Here is a 16,095-nt window from a genome sequence, read left to right as displayed (position 1 = left end):
AAAGAATGGCTTTAACAGCTGGTATTGTTGGCTTACCTAACGTCGGGAAGTCAACGCTATTTAATGCAATTACACAGGCTGGAGCGGAGTCTGCTAACTATCCGTTTTGTACCATTGATCCAAACGTCGGAATTGTAGAAGTTCCTGACGAGCGTTTACAAAAGCTAACAGAATTGGTGCAGCCGAAAAAGACAGTTCCCACTGCTTTCGAATTCACTGATATTGCGGGTATTGTCAAAGGTGCATCTAAAGGTGAAGGTTTAGGGAATAAATTCCTTTCTCATATTCGTCAAGTAGATGCGATTTGTCACGTGGTCAGAGCTTTTGCAGACGATAACATTACACACGTAGCTGGTAAGGTTGATCCTGTAGCAGATATTGAAACGATTAATCTCGAATTGATTTTGGCTGATTTAGAAACAGTTGAAAAGCGTTTAGCTCGTGTGAGTAAGCTTGCAAAACAAAAGGACAAGGAAGCAGTAGCTGAATTTGAGATTTTGTCGAAGCTAATGAACGCATTTGAAGCTGGGAAATCGGCAAGATCTGTAGAATTTACAGATGAACAGCAAAAGCTTGTGAAACAGCTTCATTTACTCACGTCTAAACCAGTTCTTTATGTAGCAAATGTGAGTGAGGATGAAGTAGCGGATCATGAGGGCAACGAATATGTGCAGCAAATCCGTGAGTTTGCTTCTGGTGAAAACGCTGAAGTCATCGTCGTTTGTGCAAAGATCGAGTCTGAAATTGCAGAGCTTGAAGGAGAAGAGAAGCAAATGTTCCTTGAAGAGCTTGGTATTAATGAGTCAGGGCTTGATCAGCTAATTAGAGCATCTTATTCACTTCTAGGATTAGCTACGTATTTCACAGCAGGTGAGCAAGAGGTACGTGCTTGGACATTTAAAAAAGGAATGAAAGCGCCAGAATGTGCTGGAATCATCCACACAGACTTTGAGCGTGGATTTATTCGTGCTGAAACGGTTGCGTATGAGGATTTACTAGCTGGCGGAAGCATGTCTGCTGCTAAAGAAGCAGGAAAAGTTCGTCTAGAAGGCAAAGAATATGTAGTGAAAGATGGAGACGTCATTCATTTCCGTTTTAATGTATAGGTTCTTGTCATAGGCCAAGTGATTTGTTATAATATACAATTGTGAGTAATATAATTTATTGCTCCTTGCCCGTTTAGGGCCGCTTAGACCAAAAGGAGGTGCAATCAGATGAGAAAGTACGAAGTTATGTACATCATCCGCCCAACAGTTGACGATGAGGCTAAAAAAGCAGTTATCGAGCGTTTCAATAACGTGTTAACTTCTAACGGTGCGGAGATCACTGGAACAAAGGATTGGGGTAAACGTCGTCTTGCATACGAAATCAATGATTTCCGTGACGGTTTCTACCAAATCGTAAACGTTCAATCTGACGCTGCAGCAGTTCAAGAATTTGACCGCTTAGCTAAGATCAGTGACGATATCATTCGACACATTGTTGTTAAAGAAGAAGTATAAATCATTGAAATATATATTTAAAGGTGGTCTTTCAATATGCTAAACCGTGTTGTATTGGTCGGAAGACTAACAAAAGACCCTGAGCTTCGCTACACGCCTAATGGTGCGGCTGTAGCCACGTTTACTCTAGCTGTGAATCGTACGTTTACGAATCAATCTGGAGAGCGTGAAGCCGATTTCATTAACTGTGTTACTTGGAGAAGACAAGCCGAGAACGTGGCTAATTTCTTGAAAAAAGGAAGTCTTGCCGGTGTAGACGGTCGTTTGCAGACAAGAAACTATGAAAATCAGCAAGGACAGCGTGTCTTCGTGACAGAGGTTCAAGCTGAAAGTGTTCAATTTCTTGAGCCTAAGAGCGGCGGTGCTGGTTCAGGTGGATACAGCGGCGGTGGCAATAGCGGAGGCCAGTATTATGGCGGTAGCCAAAACGATCAGAATCCATTTGGAAATGAACCAAGTCAAAATCCATATGGCAATCAAAACAACCAAAATCGTAATCAGGGAAATAGCTTTAATGATGACCCATTTGCGAACGATGGTAAACCGATTGACATCTCCGATGATGATTTGCCATTCTAATTGATCTGAAAAAATGACTAAAGGAAAGGTGTGAAAACAAATGGCAGGTGGACGCAGAGGCGGTCGTGCGAAACGTCGTAAAGTATGTTTCTTTACTTCTAACGGTATCACGCACATCGATTACAAAGATGTTGATCTTCTTAGAAAGTTTGTTTCTGAGCGTGGTAAAATTTTACCTCGTCGTGTAACAGGAACTAGCGCTAAGTATCAACGTAAATTGACTTTAGCGATCAAAAGATCACGTCAAATGGCATTACTTCCATACGTTACTGGTGAGTAAGTCGTTGACTTAAAAAGCGGAGAGCCCCGGGCTCTTCGCTTTTTTTATTTTCCTCACTGTGAATCCCATCTATTTTTGCTAGAGTTGTTTTTGACAGTCAACCTAGGGGAAGTATGTAAAAGTGACAGTTTATTCTATACAAATATGAGGTTGATCTGTCATATTGGTAGTCTAGAAAATAATTGCAGTCAGGGCGTGGGAAGATGATTGAATTTAATAAGGTATCGATGCAATTTTCTGATGAGCGCTATGCCGTTCAATCTGTTGATTTGGAGATTCAGCAAGGTGAGTTTTTTGTATTGATTGGACCTAGTGGCAGCGGAAAAACGACGACATTGAAAATGATCAATCGTCTCATTTCTTCTACAGAAGGTGAGATTTACATAAAGGGTCAAAAAATAAGTGATTTTGATATGTATGAGCTGCGCTGGGATATCGGTTATGTTCTGCAGCAAATTGCGCTTTTTCCTCATATGACCATAGAAGAAAATATTGCTGTGGTGCCAGAGCTTAAACAATGGAGCCGGAATGAGACCAATCAGCGTGTCCATGAACTCATGTTGATGGTCGGGCTTGATCCTGCTATGTATCGGCATCGAAAGCCAGCAGAGCTCTCTGGTGGACAGCAGCAGCGTGTCGGTGTGGCACGTGCACTTGCAGCTGATCCTGAGATTGTCCTGATGGATGAACCTTTTAGTGCGTTAGATCCACTAACGAGGGAGAAATTGCAGGATGATCTGCTTGATTTGCAGCGCCGCATACAAAAAACCATTGTTTTTGTGACGCATGATATGCAGGAAGCTATGAAGCTTGGTGATCGGATTTGTGTGATGAATGAAGGAAAAGTAGTGCAGATCGGACGTCCTGAGGAATTGGTTCAACATCCAGCCAATGCCTTTGTAAAGGAGTTTGTTTCAGGGGCTGCCCGCCATGTGGGACATCAAGCTTTCGAGCTGGAAACCTTGGCCCAACCGATGGCTCACGAAGCTCTTTTCCTCTATGAGGCGGTCTCAGCAGATGCCACACTGGATGAAGCCTTGTCTCTATTGGCAAAGCACGAGGAATTGGCTGTTGAAAAGAATGGAGAGCGGATTGGACTAGTGAATCGTCAAGCAGTGATTCAGTTTTTAGCTGATTCTTCTAAAGAGAGGGGCGAGTCACATGAATGATTGGACCCGTGTGTTTTGGGAACGCAAAGAACAATTGGGGCACGCCTTACTAGAGCATATTCAAATTTCTTTTATTGCTTTATTTTTAGCGATTTTGATTGCCATTCCATTAGGTATCTATTTAACGAGGGTTCCAAAGCTAGCGGAATGGGTCATTGGGGTGACGGCTGTCTTGCAAACGATTCCGTCACTTGCACTGCTTGGCTTGCTGATTCCTCTCGTGGGGATTGGGCAAGTGCCTGCGATTATTGCGCTTGTGGTCTATGCCTTACTCCCTATTTTAAGAAATACATATACAGGCATTCAGGAGGTCGATCCTTCCCTGAGAGAAGCAGCGCTTGCTATGGGGATGAATCATCGCAAACGGTTATTAAAGGTAGAGCTTCCACTTGCCATGCCAGTCATTATGGCGGGTATCCGAACCGGAATGGTTCTCATTGTGGGGACCGCCACTCTGGCAGCACTGATCGGAGCTGGGGGATTAGGAAGTTTAATTCTGCTGGGAATTGATCGAAATGATATGTCTCTTATTGTCATTGGTGCGATACCAGCTGCCTTACTCGCTCTCTTATTTGATGTGGTGCTGCGAACCTTTGAGAAAATTTCTTTTAAAAAGACTGTGATTTCTGTGGCTGTTTTTGCTCTGATTGCAGGAGCAGTTGTCGCTGCCCCCTCGCTGTTTCAGCAAGAAAAGAAAGAAATCACCATTGGCGGAAAGTTAGGATCAGAGCCTGAGATTTTGATCTCGATGTATAAGCTTTTAATTGAACAGGATACAGATATTCAAGTGAACCTGAAGCCCGGTCTTGGTAAGACGTCCTTTGTTTTCCAGGCATTACGCTCTGGTGATATTGACATTTATCCCGAGTTTACGGGTACAGCGATTTCTGAATTCCTCAAAGAAACAGCAAAAAGCACAGATAAAAGAAAAGTGTATGAGCAAGCGCGGCGTGGATTGGAATCGTCCTTTCAGCTCCGTCTTCTTGAGCCTATGGCATACAACAATACGTATGCTTTAGCCGTGCCGCAGTCACTGGCTGATCAATATGAGGTGTCCAACATTTCAGATCTAGGTAAGGTCAAAAACCGTATAAAAGCTGGATTTACCTTAGAGTTTTCTGATCGTCAGGATGGGTATCGAGGCATTCAAAAAGCATATCAATTTTCCTTTGGCGATGTTGTGACGATGGAGCCGAAGCTTCGTTATCGAGCGATTCAAAAAGGAGATATCAATTTGGTCGATGCGTATTCGACAGACAGTGAATTGAGACAATACAAATTAAAGGTGCTTGATGATGATCAGCATGTTTTCCCGCCATATCAAGGAGCACCGCTGCTCAGGCAGGAGACATTAACTGAATTCCCTGAGATTGAGACCTCTCTCAATAAGCTTGCGGGTCAAATCACAGACGATGAGATGAGAGAAATGAATTATGAAGTCAATGTGAAGGAGAAGGATGCATTTCAGGTAGCGAAGGCCTATTTAAAAAAGAAAAAATTGCTGCAATAATCAAGGGAAAGCAGGGCTGTTTCATGCAAAGCAGCTCTGCTTTTTTAAAAGAAAAACAAAAAACATTGACATTTATTTAAAAACATCATATCCTTAATTCGAGATAAATATATTTTTTTGATCTAATATCTCGAATTCGAGATAATATAAAGACGTCAGTAAAGACATAATGAATAGGGGTTTCTTACTTCAATTAGGAGGTCATGAGAAGTGAAAAAAACAGAAGGAATTCACCATATTACAGCTATTGTAGGTCATCCTCAGGAGAACGTTGATTTTTATGCAGGTGTTTTAGGACTTCGTCTCGTGAAGAAGACCGTGAATTTTGATGATCCGGGCACATACCATTTATATTTTGGAAATGAAGGCGGCTCTCCAGGGACAATTATTACGTTTTTCCCTTGGCCAGGTGCACAAAAAGGTCAAATTGGTGCAGGACAAGTGGGCGTGACGACATATGTTGTACCGACAGGCGCTTTCTCTTTCTGGAAAGATCGTCTTGAGCAGTTTAATGTCTCTTATGAAACGGTTGAACGTTTTGGTGAAGCTTTTCTCTCATTTGAAGATCCACACGGCTTATTGATTGAGCTGGTAGAGCGTGCGGAAGGAAAACAAAACGAGTGGACCTTTAATGGTGTCACACCAGATGTAGCCATTAAAGGATTTGGCGGAGCTGTTTTATTAACTTCGCAGCCGGAGCAAACGATGCAGCTGCTAGAGCAAACGATGGGACTTGAACGAGTCGGAGCAGAAGGAGACTATGTGAGATTCCGTTCGTTTGGTGAAATAGGTAATGTCATTGATGTGAACATCACACCTGTTCCACGAGGACGTATGGGTGTTGGAGTCGTGCACCATATTGCATGGAGAGCAACAGATGATCATGATCAATTAGATTGGCAAAGACATATTGCACAAAGCGGGTATCAAGTGACACCTGTGCAAGATCGAAATTATTTTAATGCTATTTATTTTAGAGAGCTTGGCGGCATATTATTTGAGATCGCTACTGATCCTCCAGGATTTGCACACGATGAATCAGTGGAAACAATGGGTGAAGCATTGAAACTGCCACCGCAATATGAGGCGCAGCGCCGTCAGATTGAACAAATTGTGTTTCCAATTGAAGTGAGAGAAGTTAAAGGGAAAGGAGATTCATGATGAAGCATCTTTTTCGAAAAGGAAAGAATGAACAAAGACCTGTCCTGTTATTACTGCATGGAACTGGCGGGACGGAAGAAGATTTATTGCCGCTTGCACAGATAGTAGACCCTGACGCATCTGTTCTTAGTGTGAGAGGGAATGTATTAGAAAACGGCATGCCGCGTTTTTTCAGACGTTTGGCAGAGGGTGTATTTGATGAACAGGATTTGATTGAGCGTACTGAGGAACTATATACATTTATCGGCGAAGCAGCTGATGAATATGGATTTGATCGTCACAATGTGGTAGCTATCGGATATTCCAATGGGGCAAACATTGCTGGAAGCTTGTTATTCCATTATGGGGATGCCCTAAAAGGCGCCATCCTGCATCATCCAATGGTTCCAAGACGCGGAGTTTCATTGCCTTCATTAGCAGGGAAACAAGTCTTTATAGCAGCAGGTGAAAATGACCCAATGTGCCGTCCAGAGGAATCACAGGAGCTGGAGCAATTGCTGCAGGGTGCAGGTGCATCGGTTACACTTCATTGGGAAAATCGCGGACATCAGCTAACGAGAGAAGAAGTCGATGCTGCGGCTTTATGGTATCGTCGTCAATTTTAAATAAGGTGGGGAATACAGGTGGGATTTTTACAGAAGCTTTTTGGGCAAAACAAACAAAAGGAGATGGAACAAATGGAAAACGTAAAATTAGCGATTATTTATTATAGTTCAACAGGTACAAACTATCAGATGGCGAAATGGGCTGAAGCTGGAGCAAAAGAAGCTGGCGCAGAGGTCAAAGTATTAAAGGTTGCTGAATTGGCACCAGAAGCAGTTGTCGCTTCAAATCCAGCATGGAAAGCACATTTAGACGAAACAAAGGATGTGCCAGAGGTTCAATTAAGTGATTTAGAGTGGGCAGATGCCATCATCTTTAGCATGCCGACACGTTTCGGTAACCTGCCAGCTCAAATGAAGCAGTTCTTAGATACAACAGGCGGCTTGTGGTTCCAAGGTAAATTGGCAAACAAAGCAGTCAGCGCGATGACTTCAGCTCAAAACGCAAATGGCGGACAGGAGCAGACGGTTCTCAGCCTATATACGACGATGTTCCACTGGGGAGCCATTATTGCCGCTCCTGGATACACAGATGATTCCTTATACGGTGCAGGGGGCAACCCTTATGGCGTAAGTGTCACTGTTGACCAAAATGGAAAAATCCAAGAGGATGCAGAAGCAGCTGTGAAACATCAGGCAAAACGTACAGTCAATGTAGCAGAATGGATCAAAAAAGGTCAAAACGCTTAATAGATGTAAACAAAAAGAATGCAGCCTCGCCGCTGCATTCTTTTTTTCATTAATAAGGATCTGATGGTGTGCTGTTGTTGATGGCATCGTCCACGGCTTCGGCAGCGCCTGTAGAGCCGATAGGTCCGCTTGGCTGCTCTTGTTTAAAGGCTTTTAAGCCGTCAGCGACACGCTTTCCGTAATCAGGGTCTGCTTTTGTAAAGTTTTCGATCATTTGGTCTTGAATGTCCTTTTGACATGTCGCAAGGGTATTGACTAAGTTCTTAATCAGTTCCTCACGCTCCCAATCATTAAAACGGCGATACGTTTCTCCTGCTTGTCCAAAGTTGTTTGGGCGGTCAATGGCTTCTCGTTTGACTTCACCCTCTACAAAAGGCGTATGATCCTTTCCATCCTGTTTGGCTTCTTTTAATCCTCCGAGGATCGACGGTTCATAATTCACATGGGGATTTTGCCCTTTGCCTTGATCGACATGGTATTCCATTTGTCCATCTCTTTGATTGGTGGCGACATGCTTTTTCGGTGCATTGATCGGCAGCTGTAAATAGTTTGGCCCTACACGATATCGCTGCGTGTCAGAGTAGGAGAAGGTGCGGCCTTGTAGCAATTTATCATCTGAGAAGTCCAAGCCGTCTACGAGTACACCAGTACCAAAGGCAACCTGTTCGACTTCTGCGAAATAGTTTTCTGGATTTTTGTTTAATACCATCCGTCCGATTGGTTTCCATGGATAGTCATCCTTGTACCAAAGCTTTGTCGGGTCTAGCGGGTCAAAATCGAGGTGAGGGTGGGCATCATCTTCCATGATCTGTGCATATACCTCCCATTCAGGATAATCTCCTTGCTCAATCGCTTCATATAAATCCTGTGTGGCATGATTAAAATTTTCTCCCTGAATCGCTTGTGCCTGTTCTTGGGTCAGGTTGCGAATGCCTTGTTTCGGTTCAAAATGATATTTAACCAGCACGGCTTTTCCTTCATGGTTGACCCATTTGTACGCATGGACACCTGAGCCTTGCATGTGCCGGTATGTAGCTGGGATGCCCCATGGTGAAAAGAGAAATGTCACCATATGCGTCGCTTCAGGTGATTGTGAGACAAAATCAAAAATACGCTCGCCGTCCTGACGATTGGTGACAGGATCTGGCTTAAAGGCATGAACCAAATCAGGGAACTTTAAAGCATCTCGGATAAAGAAAATCTTCAGGTTGTTCCCCACGAGATCCCAGTTGCCTTCCTCTGTATAAAATTTAATCGCAAACCCTCTCGGATCGCGTAATGTTTCTGGCGAATGACCGCCGTGAATCACAGAAGAAAAACGAACGAAAACAGGCGTCTTTTTCCCTTTTTCCTGAAATAATTTCGCTCTCGTATAGGTGGAGATGGGTTCATCACCAAATGTGCCGTAGGCTTCAAAATAACCGTGAGCTCCAGCACCGCGTGCATGAACGACACGTTCAGGGATGCGTTCACGATCAAAATGGCTGATTTTCTCTAGGAAATCGTAGTTTTCAAGCGTAGTGGGTCCTCTATTCCCAACAGTTCTCATATTTTGATTGTCTGTTACGGGATGACCTTGCCGATTCGTTAACGTTTCTTCTGACTCTGAAGATGGTTTAGGCTGTTGATCTTCTTTCAATTCGAATCCCTCCTTCAATATCTCCCTAACAATATGGTCATGTTGCTCCCTATTTCATACAAGGATTGATATAATGATTGAAAACTTTCACGAGGAGCAAACCAGATGATTCGATTACACTGCCTTCACGCCCATCCATCCAATCAGTCATATATAGAAGATGTTTTTGGTGATACAGATGTTGATTTGCATCACACAGTCGATTCATCATTTATAGAACGCGCCACTCAAGATCCTGCATTTGATCAATACAAGCAGCAAACGTATGCTATCAACAGATTAAAGCAAGAAAGTGAAGCCGATCTCATTCTGCTCACGTGTACACAATACATTGCTGCTCTAGGTGATCAGCAGCACCATTTCAAACAACCGATTGTTCCGATCGATGAACCGTTATTTGAGATGATTTGTGAGAAACAAGGGCCTCTTCAACTGGTGTTTTCCAACCCAGATACAGTGGAAGGGACAATGCAGCGGCTTGAATCATATGCCACAGAGCGGGGCAAACAGGTTGAAGTGGAATTGGTTGTGATGGAGGATGCCTTTCATCTCTGTCTAAACGGTGATATGCAAGCCTATGATGAACAAATCAAGGAGCAGCTGAGAAGATGTATGAAGCAAAAAGGGAAAGACATTTGTGTGATGCAGCTTTCGATGGTTCATGCGGCACAGCAGATGGAGCAGGAGACAGGCGTTCCTATCATTCATCCGCTTTCTTCACTAAAACAGTTTGTTCATCAAACACTATCCGCTTGGAAAGAGTGAACCCATCAGGTTCGCTCTTTTTGTATAGGAACGTAAATGCGATGACATGTTAAAAAAATAACCGAGCGCAAACTATTTTCAAAAGGTGCGCGTCTATCCAATGTAAGAAATAACAGATGCGCATTTAAGATAAAGGAGCTCTTTGTAAAATGAAGAAACGAAAAATAGACGATCAATTTGCGGATTACGTCATGGAACATAAACACAGTTTTTATCGGTTGTCCTATAGTTATGTCAAAAACCCAGAAGATGCTATGGATGTTGTTCAGGAGGCCATTCATAAAGCACTCAAATCTGTTCACCGATTAGAGGATGCGAGCAAAATGCATAGCTGGTTTTATAAAATCGTGGTGAACGCTGCCCTAGACTTTTTACGAAAGAAGAAACGGGTGCAGGTGACAGATGATGATACGCTTGAATTCTTATCTCAGGGCGAATCAGATGTATACGAAGATCAAGACGTCAAACGGGCTATAGAGGATTTGCCTGAGATGTATCGGGTCATCATTATTTTGAGATTCTTTGAAGATTTAAAACTAGAGGACATCGCCCAGATTCTCGATGAAAATGAAAACACCATTAAAACAAGACTATATAAGGCGCTGCGGCTTTTAAAAGTAGAATTATCACAGGAGGAAATATAAATGGATAAGTATTTGGAACATTTAAAAGATGAATATTTAGAAATCCCTATTCCACCGGAATATGATGCGATGGTTGAACGAACGTTAAAAAGAAAAAATAAAAAACCTCATTTTCAGCAATGGACAATAGGACTTGTTGCGGCGGCAGCTCTTTTTGTCACAACGGTTAACGTCAGTCCACAGGCAGCAAGAGCGATTTCAGAGGTGCCTGTCATTGGCGAGCTGGTGAAAGTCGTAACGTTTACAGAATTTAAAAAGAGTGATCAAGGAACGAATATTGATCTTAAAACACCACACGTTTCAGGACTTGGGGACGGAACATTACAAGACAGCCTGAATCAAAAATATTTAGCTGAAAACAAAAAGCTGTATCAAGATTTTGAAAAGGAAACAAAGGGTTATAAAAATGGTCATTTAAGTGTTGAGAGCGGTTATGAAGTGAGAACGAACAATGATCAAATCCTTTCACTAGGCCGATACAAGGTGACGACTCAGGCTTCTGCGGCAGAGGAAATGACATATGATACGGTTGATAAGAAAAACCATGTCCTCATTACATTACCAAGCCTGTTTAAAAATAATCGTTATATTGATGTGATTAGTGAAAACATTAAAGAACAAATGAAGAAACAGATGAAAGAGGATTCAAACAAAATGTATTGGATTGGCAAGCAAGATATGGCGGAACCATTTAAGAAAATTAAGCCGGATCAAAACTTCTATATCAATTCAAAAGGGAAGCTTGTGATTTCCTTTAATGAATATGATGTGGCGCCTGGCTACATGGGTGTTGTTGAATTCACGATTCCAACAAGCGTGCTAAAGGATATTCTCGTTAGTGATACGTACATTCATTAAAAAGAAGACAGACAAAAAAGACTGCTGAACAATTCAGCAGTCTTGTCGTGTTTTATTAAGAAAGTGCGTCTGTCAGTGCAGGTACGACTTGTTTCTTTCTTGATACAACACCTTTTAGTAAAGCTGTGTTGTTTTCAAGCGTGACGTTAAATGCTTTTTCTACTTTTGCTGCTTCAGCACCGAGTGCAAGAGCAAGGGAGTCATTTTCTAAAATGTCTGTGATGACTAAAACAAATAGATCAAGACCTTTTGCTGCAATGACTTCATTGATTTTCGCTTCAATGTCAGCCTGTCTTGCTGTCACTTCAGCAATATCTACTGTATTGACTTGTGCAATTTCGACTTTGCTTTTGCCTAGTGCGAATTCTTTTGCATCAAGTGTAATTAATTCTTGAACCGTTTTTTGGCTTAGATCAGCGCCTGCTTTGAGCATATCTAGGCCGTAAACTTCTGGATCTACCCCTGCGATTTTTGCAAGCTCATGCGCAGCATCAATGTCTTGCTGTGTGCATGTTGGGGATTTGAATAATAAGGAATCAGAAATGATCGCAGATAAAAGCAAACCAGCGATTTCTTTTTCAATCGTCACTTGGTTTTCTTTATACATTTTGTTTAAGATCGTTGCTGTACAGCCTACAGGCTCTGCACGATAGTAAAGAGGTTCACTTGTTTCAAAGTTGGCAATACGGTGGTGGTCAATGACCTCAGTTACTTGTACTTGATCAATATCACTTACACTTTGCTGGAATTCGTTATGATCGACAAGAATGACTTGCTTTGTTTCGTTTGCAGCCGTTTCAATGAAACGAGGTGCTTCTTGTTTAAAGAAATCTAATGCGTATTGTGTTTCTCCATTAATTTCTCCAAGTCTGACGGCTTCTGCCTGAACGCCGATTTTGTTTTTCAGATCAGCGTAAGCAATAGCAGAGCAAATCGTGTCTGTGTCAGGATTTTTGTGTCCGAATACGAGTGTTTTTCCCATGTGAATTCTCCTTCTTACATTTATTGATGATGTTTCTATTCTAACAGCTTTTGACCTTGAATTCAGGGTTTATAGCTAAGAATAATCTAAAAAATTGTAACATGCTGTTTGAAAACTTGCATGCGCCATTCCATATCGGTGTTCCACGTGAAACGCTCCCAGGACAGCCTGTATTTTACTTGAGATTTACCGCTATGGTAAAATAAAGGTTGGAGCAAGACATGATGGAGCTGACATCATACGTATACATAGAAGTACACATTGAGCAAGATATAGACAAAAGGATTGGATAGAGGTGAAGGTGTGAAACAAACAAAAGCGTTAGTAGAGGGCGCAATCATGATCAGTATTTTCGCAGTCATGACGTTGTTTTATCTGTATGTGCCGCTATTATCCATTATTTTCTTTCTAGCTGCTCCGATTCCGATCATCCTCTATACAATTAGACACGGCTTGAAAAAAGGAATTGCTGCTGGCGCTATTGGCATAGTGATCAGCTTTTTAATTGGGTCTATAAATGGTCTTATGACTGCACCAATATTGATTGCTGCCGGATTAGGCATGGGTGTTTTCTACAGCAGAAGGCAGCCTGGGAATGCCATCATTACAGGTGCGCTAATTTATTTATTCAGTATTCTCATTTCCTTTGTTGTCAGTGTTCAGCTCTTTCAAATCGATATCATGAATATTGCGAAAGAGTCGATTGAGCAAATGATGCCGATGGTAGAGAGTACTTTAAAGCAATCCGGCGTGTCTGAGAAGGACATTGCGAAGCAGCTGAAGCAGTTCAGAGAGTTGCAGGATACGGCATTAAGTGCTTTACCTGTAGCGTTATTGATTTTGGTCACGCTGCTGGCTTTTGTGAATCATTGGTTCATGCGGCCTTTGCTCAAACGGTTTGTTTCAGACATGCCGTCCTTGAAGAAATTTAAGGATATGCGGCTGCCAAAAAGCATGGTATGGTATTATTTACTCACATTGCTTTTGATGCTGATTCAGACGGAAAAAGGCAGCTTTTTATGGCTCGTTCAATCGAGTGCGTTTAAAATTTTATTTATACTGGTGCTTATTCAGGGATTTTCTTTTCTCTTCTATTATTGCCACGAAAAAAATATCTCAAAAGCGGTACCCATTTTCGCTGTTGTGTTAACGGTTTTCTTTCCGCCGATCGGTGTGATTGTGCGAATTATAGGGATTGCTGACATAGGCTTTGATTTAAGAGAAAAAGTAAAAAACAAATAATTCACTCTGAATGTTGAGGAGTTGATATCAGTGCCAAGCTTCTATAGAAAACCTGTCATCAAGTATCCGATCTTCGCGTTAATTGTTCTTGCGGTGGTCACAGTCCTCCTCAACCTTTATTTCAATTGGATCATAGGAGCAGTTGGTCTTTTCGTCCTTGCAGGTGTGCTCTACTTCTTAAAGTGGGCAGATACGCAAGTGCAGAAAGAGATTGATTCATATATTTCAACATTATCCTATCGAGTCAAAAAGGTTGGAGAAGAAGCATTAATGGAGATGCCAATTGGTATTATGCTGTTTAATGATCAGTATTATATCGAATGGACGAATCCATTTCTCGCTTCATGCTTTCATGAAAGCACACTTGTCGGCAGATCCTTGTACGATACATTCGAGTCCATTGTGCCTCTTATTAAACAAGAGGTCGAGACCGAAAATGTGACGCTGAATGACCGGAAATTCAAAGTCATTATTAAACGGTCAGAGCGCCTTTTATATTTCTTTGATGTCACGGAACAAGTGCAGATTGAACGACAGTACGAAAATGAACGAACGGTGTTATCTTATATCTTTTTAGACAACTACGACGATGTCACGCAGGGACTTGATGATCAAGTGCGCAGCGCGATTAATAGTGAAGTGACGTCTTTGCTCAACAATTGGGCACAAGAATATGGTATTTTCCTGAAGAGAATTTCGTCTGAACGATTTATGGCGGTTCTAAATGAGAGTATTTTAGCTGAGCTTGAAGCGTCGAAATTCTCCATTTTAGACGAGGTCCGTGAGAAAACAGGGGCACATAGTGCGACGCTTACTCTGAGTATCGGGATCGGTGCGTCCGTTCCTTCCTTGAAAGAGCTTGGAGCACTTGCGCAGTCGAGTCTTGACCTTGCCCTCGGACGAGGCGGGGATCAGGTCGCCATTAAACAGCCGAATGGAAAAGTGAAATTCTACGGTGGAAAAACGAATCCAATGGAGAAACGGACACGCGTACGCGCACGGGTCATTTCTCATGCTTTAAAAGAAATTGTATCTGAAAGCGGTAATGTCATGATCATGGGGCATAAGTTCCCAGACATGGACTCGATCGGTGCATCCATTGGGATTTTAAAGGTTGCCCAGGCCAATGGAAAAGAAGGTTATATTGTCATTGATGCCAACCAGATTGGCGACAGTGTTCAACGATTAATTAGTGAAATTAAGAATTATGAAGAGCTTTGGTCACGTTTTATCACACCAGAGGAAGCAATGGAGCTTGCAAAGGATGACACATTGCTTGTCGTCGTAGACACACATAAACCGTCTCTCGTCATGGAGGAACGGCTGCTGAATAAGATTGAAAATGTCGTGGTCATTGACCATCATAGACGCGGCGAGGAATTTATCCGTGATCCTTTACTTGTTTATATGGAGCCGTATGCTTCATCTACAGCAGAGCTTGTGACAGAGCTTTTAGAGTATCAGCCGAAGAAATTACGGATTAACATGATTGAGGCGACTGCGCTTCTGGCTGGGATCATCGTTGATACGAAGAGTTTCTCCCTGAGAACGGGGTCAAGAACGTTCGATGCAGCATCCTACCTTCGTGCAAAGGGAGCAGATCCTGTCCTTGTGCAAAAGTTCTTAAAAGAAACCGTCGATCATTACATCAAACGAGCAAAACTCATTCAGCATACAGAACTGTATCAAAATCAGGTGGCCATTGCTTCATTACCATCTGATAGGTCGGAGTATTATGATCAAATTACGATTGCCCAGACAGCGGATTCCCTGTTGTCAATGAGTGAGGTAGAAGCGTCATTTGCTGTCGCTAGACGAGATGACGACACAGTATGTATTAGTGCCAGATCATTAGGGGATATCAACGTTCAAATTATTATGGAAGCATTAGACGGCGGCGGTCATTTGACTAACGCTGCTACCCAGATTTATGGTATAACCATTGAAGAAGCGGTAGGGAAATTAAAGGCTGCCATTGACGAATATTTCGAAGGAGGGGTTCAAAGATGAAAGTCATCTTTCTAAAAGACGTAAAAGGCAAAGGGAAAAAAGGCGAAGTCAAGAATGTAGCTGACGGATACGCGCACAACTTTCTCATCAAACAAGGGTTAGCTGTTGAAGCAACTCCAACGAACCTAAGCGCATTGGAAGGGCAGAAAAACAAAGAGAAAAAGAATGCCATCCAAGAGCTTGAACAAGCAAAACAATTAAAAGAAACACTTGAGGCGTTAACAGTGGAACTCACTGCAAAATCAGGTGAAGGCGGCCGTTTGTTTGGCTCGATTACAAGCAAACAAATCGCTGATAAATTGCAAAAAGATCATCAAATTAAACTCGATAAGCGTAAAATCGAGCTGAATGACGCCATCCGTGCATTAGGTTACACAAATGTACCGGTGAAGCTTCATCCAGAGGTACAAGCAACGTTAAAGGTACATGTGACAGAGCAGGCATAAGTAGAAAAGAACCCGT

17 protein-coding genes are annotated in these 16,095 nt (G+C 42.3%); 15 read left to right on the top strand and 2 right to left on the bottom strand.

What is annotated here, in order from left to right; genetic code table 11:
- The first annotated feature begins 5 nt into the window (after positions 1–5).
- The 9 genes from ychF to wrbA all read left to right on the top strand — a co-directional run bounded on the left by ychF (position 6) and on the right by wrbA (position 7,493).
- On the top strand, positions 6–1,106 hold the full coding sequence (ychF, locus tag NSQ25_RS18805; protein WP_024424059.1) for a redox-regulated ATPase YchF: 1,101 nt from the start codon (positions 6–8) through the stop codon (positions 1,104–1,106).
- 108 nt (positions 1,107–1,214) lie between these two features.
- Positions 1,215–1,502, top strand: coding sequence for a 30S ribosomal protein S6 (rpsF, locus tag NSQ25_RS18800; RefSeq protein ID WP_024424058.1), 288 nt, complete (start codon positions 1,215–1,217; stop codon positions 1,500–1,502).
- A 36-nt stretch (positions 1,503–1,538) separates the two neighbouring features.
- Positions 1,539–2,081: a single-stranded DNA-binding protein SsbA gene (gene ssbA, locus NSQ25_RS18795; RefSeq protein ID WP_007497456.1), complete on the top strand. Its 543-nt coding sequence runs from the start codon at positions 1,539–1,541 to the stop codon at positions 2,079–2,081.
- Between the two features lie 40 nt (positions 2,082–2,121).
- On the top strand, positions 2,122–2,361 hold the full coding sequence (rpsR, locus tag NSQ25_RS18790; protein WP_008359105.1) for a 30S ribosomal protein S18: 240 nt from the start codon (positions 2,122–2,124) through the stop codon (positions 2,359–2,361).
- A gap of 203 nt (positions 2,362–2,564) precedes the next feature.
- Entirely contained in the window at positions 2,565–3,530 is a 966-nt protein-coding gene (locus tag NSQ25_RS18785; RefSeq protein WP_034283633.1) for an ABC transporter ATP-binding protein, read from the top strand.
- Positions 3,523–5,040: an osmoprotectant update ABC transporter permease/substrate-binding subunit OpuFB gene (gene opuFB / locus NSQ25_RS18780; protein WP_326135994.1), complete on the top strand. Its 1,518-nt coding sequence runs from the start codon at positions 3,523–3,525 to the stop codon at positions 5,038–5,040. Before NSQ25_RS18785 ends, opuFB begins: the two co-directional genes overlap by 8 nt.
- A 210-nt stretch (positions 5,041–5,250) precedes the next feature.
- Complete coding sequence (locus tag NSQ25_RS18775) at positions 5,251–6,201, top strand: ring-cleaving dioxygenase (RefSeq protein WP_065215031.1); 951 nt, start codon at positions 5,251–5,253, stop codon at positions 6,199–6,201.
- Complete coding sequence (locus NSQ25_RS18770; RefSeq protein WP_034622294.1) at positions 6,198–6,806, top strand: alpha/beta hydrolase; 609 nt, start codon at positions 6,198–6,200, stop codon at positions 6,804–6,806. The genes NSQ25_RS18775 and NSQ25_RS18770 overlap by 4 nt, the downstream gene beginning before the upstream one ends.
- Positions 6,807–6,878: 72 nt before the next feature.
- A complete protein-coding gene (gene wrbA / locus NSQ25_RS18765) occupies positions 6,879–7,493 on the top strand; it encodes an NAD(P)H:quinone oxidoreductase (RefSeq protein ID WP_034283654.1) in 615 nt (204 codons plus the stop codon).
- A 49-nt stretch (positions 7,494–7,542) separates the two neighbouring features.
- On the opposite strand, the gene katX is transcribed toward wrbA, so the two are convergent.
- The gene (gene katX / locus NSQ25_RS18760) at positions 7,543–9,132 is read right to left on the bottom strand and encodes a catalase KatX (RefSeq protein ID WP_046312561.1); all 1,590 of its coding nucleotides are present in this window, start codon (positions 9,130–9,132) and stop codon (positions 7,543–7,545) included.
- A gap of 105 nt (positions 9,133–9,237) precedes the next feature.
- Between katX and NSQ25_RS18755 the strand changes: the two genes are divergently transcribed.
- The 3 genes from NSQ25_RS18755 to NSQ25_RS18745 all read left to right on the top strand — a co-directional run bounded on the left by NSQ25_RS18755 (position 9,238) and on the right by NSQ25_RS18745 (position 11,399).
- Entirely contained in the window at positions 9,238–9,897 is a 660-nt protein-coding gene (locus NSQ25_RS18755) for an aspartate/glutamate racemase family protein (RefSeq protein ID WP_034283626.1), read from the top strand.
- 149 nt (positions 9,898–10,046) lie between these two features.
- Positions 10,047–10,541 carry an RNA polymerase sigma factor gene (locus NSQ25_RS18750; RefSeq protein ID WP_034283625.1) on the top strand — a complete coding sequence of 165 codons (495 nt, stop codon included), beginning with the start codon at positions 10,047–10,049 and terminating at the stop codon, positions 10,539–10,541.
- Positions 10,542–11,399, top strand: coding sequence for a DUF3298 domain-containing protein (locus NSQ25_RS18745; protein ID WP_326135993.1), 858 nt, complete (start codon positions 10,542–10,544; stop codon positions 11,397–11,399).
- A 55-nt stretch (positions 11,400–11,454) separates the two neighbouring features.
- Here NSQ25_RS18745 and NSQ25_RS18740 read toward each other — a convergent pair whose 3' ends face one another.
- Entirely contained in the window at positions 11,455–12,381 is a 927-nt protein-coding gene (locus NSQ25_RS18740) for a manganese-dependent inorganic pyrophosphatase (RefSeq protein ID WP_024424048.1), read from the bottom strand.
- Positions 12,382–12,684: 303 nt separating this feature from the next.
- Here NSQ25_RS18740 and NSQ25_RS18735 point away from each other — a divergent pair, with 303 nt between their 5' ends.
- The 3 genes from NSQ25_RS18735 to rplI are packed head-to-tail and all read left to right on the top strand — an operon-like array spanning position 12,685 to position 16,079.
- Positions 12,685–13,623: a YybS family protein gene (locus NSQ25_RS18735; protein ID WP_269195845.1), complete on the top strand. Its 939-nt coding sequence runs from the start codon at positions 12,685–12,687 to the stop codon at positions 13,621–13,623.
- 30 nt (positions 13,624–13,653) lie between these two features.
- Positions 13,654–15,633, top strand: a complete 1,980-nt coding sequence (locus NSQ25_RS18730; RefSeq protein WP_024427639.1) for a DHH family phosphoesterase — start codon at positions 13,654–13,656, stop codon at positions 15,631–15,633.
- Positions 15,630–16,079 (top strand): 50S ribosomal protein L9, encoded by a 450-nt coding sequence (gene rplI, locus NSQ25_RS18725; RefSeq protein WP_008359128.1) that lies wholly within the window; start codon positions 15,630–15,632, stop codon positions 16,077–16,079. Before NSQ25_RS18730 ends, rplI begins: the two co-directional genes overlap by 4 nt.
- The last annotated feature ends 16 nt before the right edge of the window (positions 16,080–16,095 follow it).

Origin of the sequence: Bacillus sp. FSL R5-0512, assembly GCF_038593295.1 — a bacterium.
Lineage (GTDB): Bacteria > Bacillota > Bacilli > Bacillales > Bacillaceae > Bacillus > Bacillus safensis.
This window is presented reverse-complemented; position numbering and strand designations above follow the sequence as displayed.

What these genes read in the sequence shown, in the direction of transcription:
- NSQ25_RS18770 (WP_034622294.1), top strand. Translation starts at nt 6,198, where the DNA reads ATGATGAAGCATCTTTTTCGAAAAGGAAAGAATGAACAAAGACCTGTC.
- wrbA (WP_034283654.1), top strand. Translation starts at nt 6,879, where the DNA reads ATGGAAAACGTAAAATTAGCGATTATTTATTATAGTTCAACAGGTACA.
- NSQ25_RS18755 (WP_034283626.1), top strand. Translation starts at nt 9,238, where the DNA reads ATGATTCGATTACACTGCCTTCACGCCCATCCATCCAATCAGTCATAT.
- rpsF (WP_024424058.1), top strand. Translation starts at nt 1,215, where the DNA reads ATGAGAAAGTACGAAGTTATGTACATCATCCGCCCAACAGTTGACGAT.
- opuFB (WP_326135994.1), top strand. Translation starts at nt 3,523, where the DNA reads ATGAATGATTGGACCCGTGTGTTTTGGGAACGCAAAGAACAATTGGGG.
- ssbA (WP_007497456.1), top strand. Translation starts at nt 1,539, where the DNA reads ATGCTAAACCGTGTTGTATTGGTCGGAAGACTAACAAAAGACCCTGAG.
- rplI (WP_008359128.1), top strand. Translation starts at nt 15,630, where the DNA reads ATGAAAGTCATCTTTCTAAAAGACGTAAAAGGCAAAGGGAAAAAAGGC.
- rpsR (WP_008359105.1), top strand. Translation starts at nt 2,122, where the DNA reads ATGGCAGGTGGACGCAGAGGCGGTCGTGCGAAACGTCGTAAAGTATGT.
- NSQ25_RS18750 (WP_034283625.1), top strand. Translation starts at nt 10,047, where the DNA reads ATGAAGAAACGAAAAATAGACGATCAATTTGCGGATTACGTCATGGAA.
- ychF (WP_024424059.1), top strand. Translation starts at nt 6, where the DNA reads ATGGCTTTAACAGCTGGTATTGTTGGCTTACCTAACGTCGGGAAGTCA.
- NSQ25_RS18745 (WP_326135993.1), top strand. Translation starts at nt 10,542, where the DNA reads ATGGATAAGTATTTGGAACATTTAAAAGATGAATATTTAGAAATCCCT.
- NSQ25_RS18740 (WP_024424048.1), bottom strand. Translation starts at nt 12,381, where the DNA reads ATGGGAAAAACACTCGTATTCGGACACAAAAATCCTGACACAGACACG.
- NSQ25_RS18785 (WP_034283633.1), top strand. Translation starts at nt 2,565, where the DNA reads ATGATTGAATTTAATAAGGTATCGATGCAATTTTCTGATGAGCGCTAT.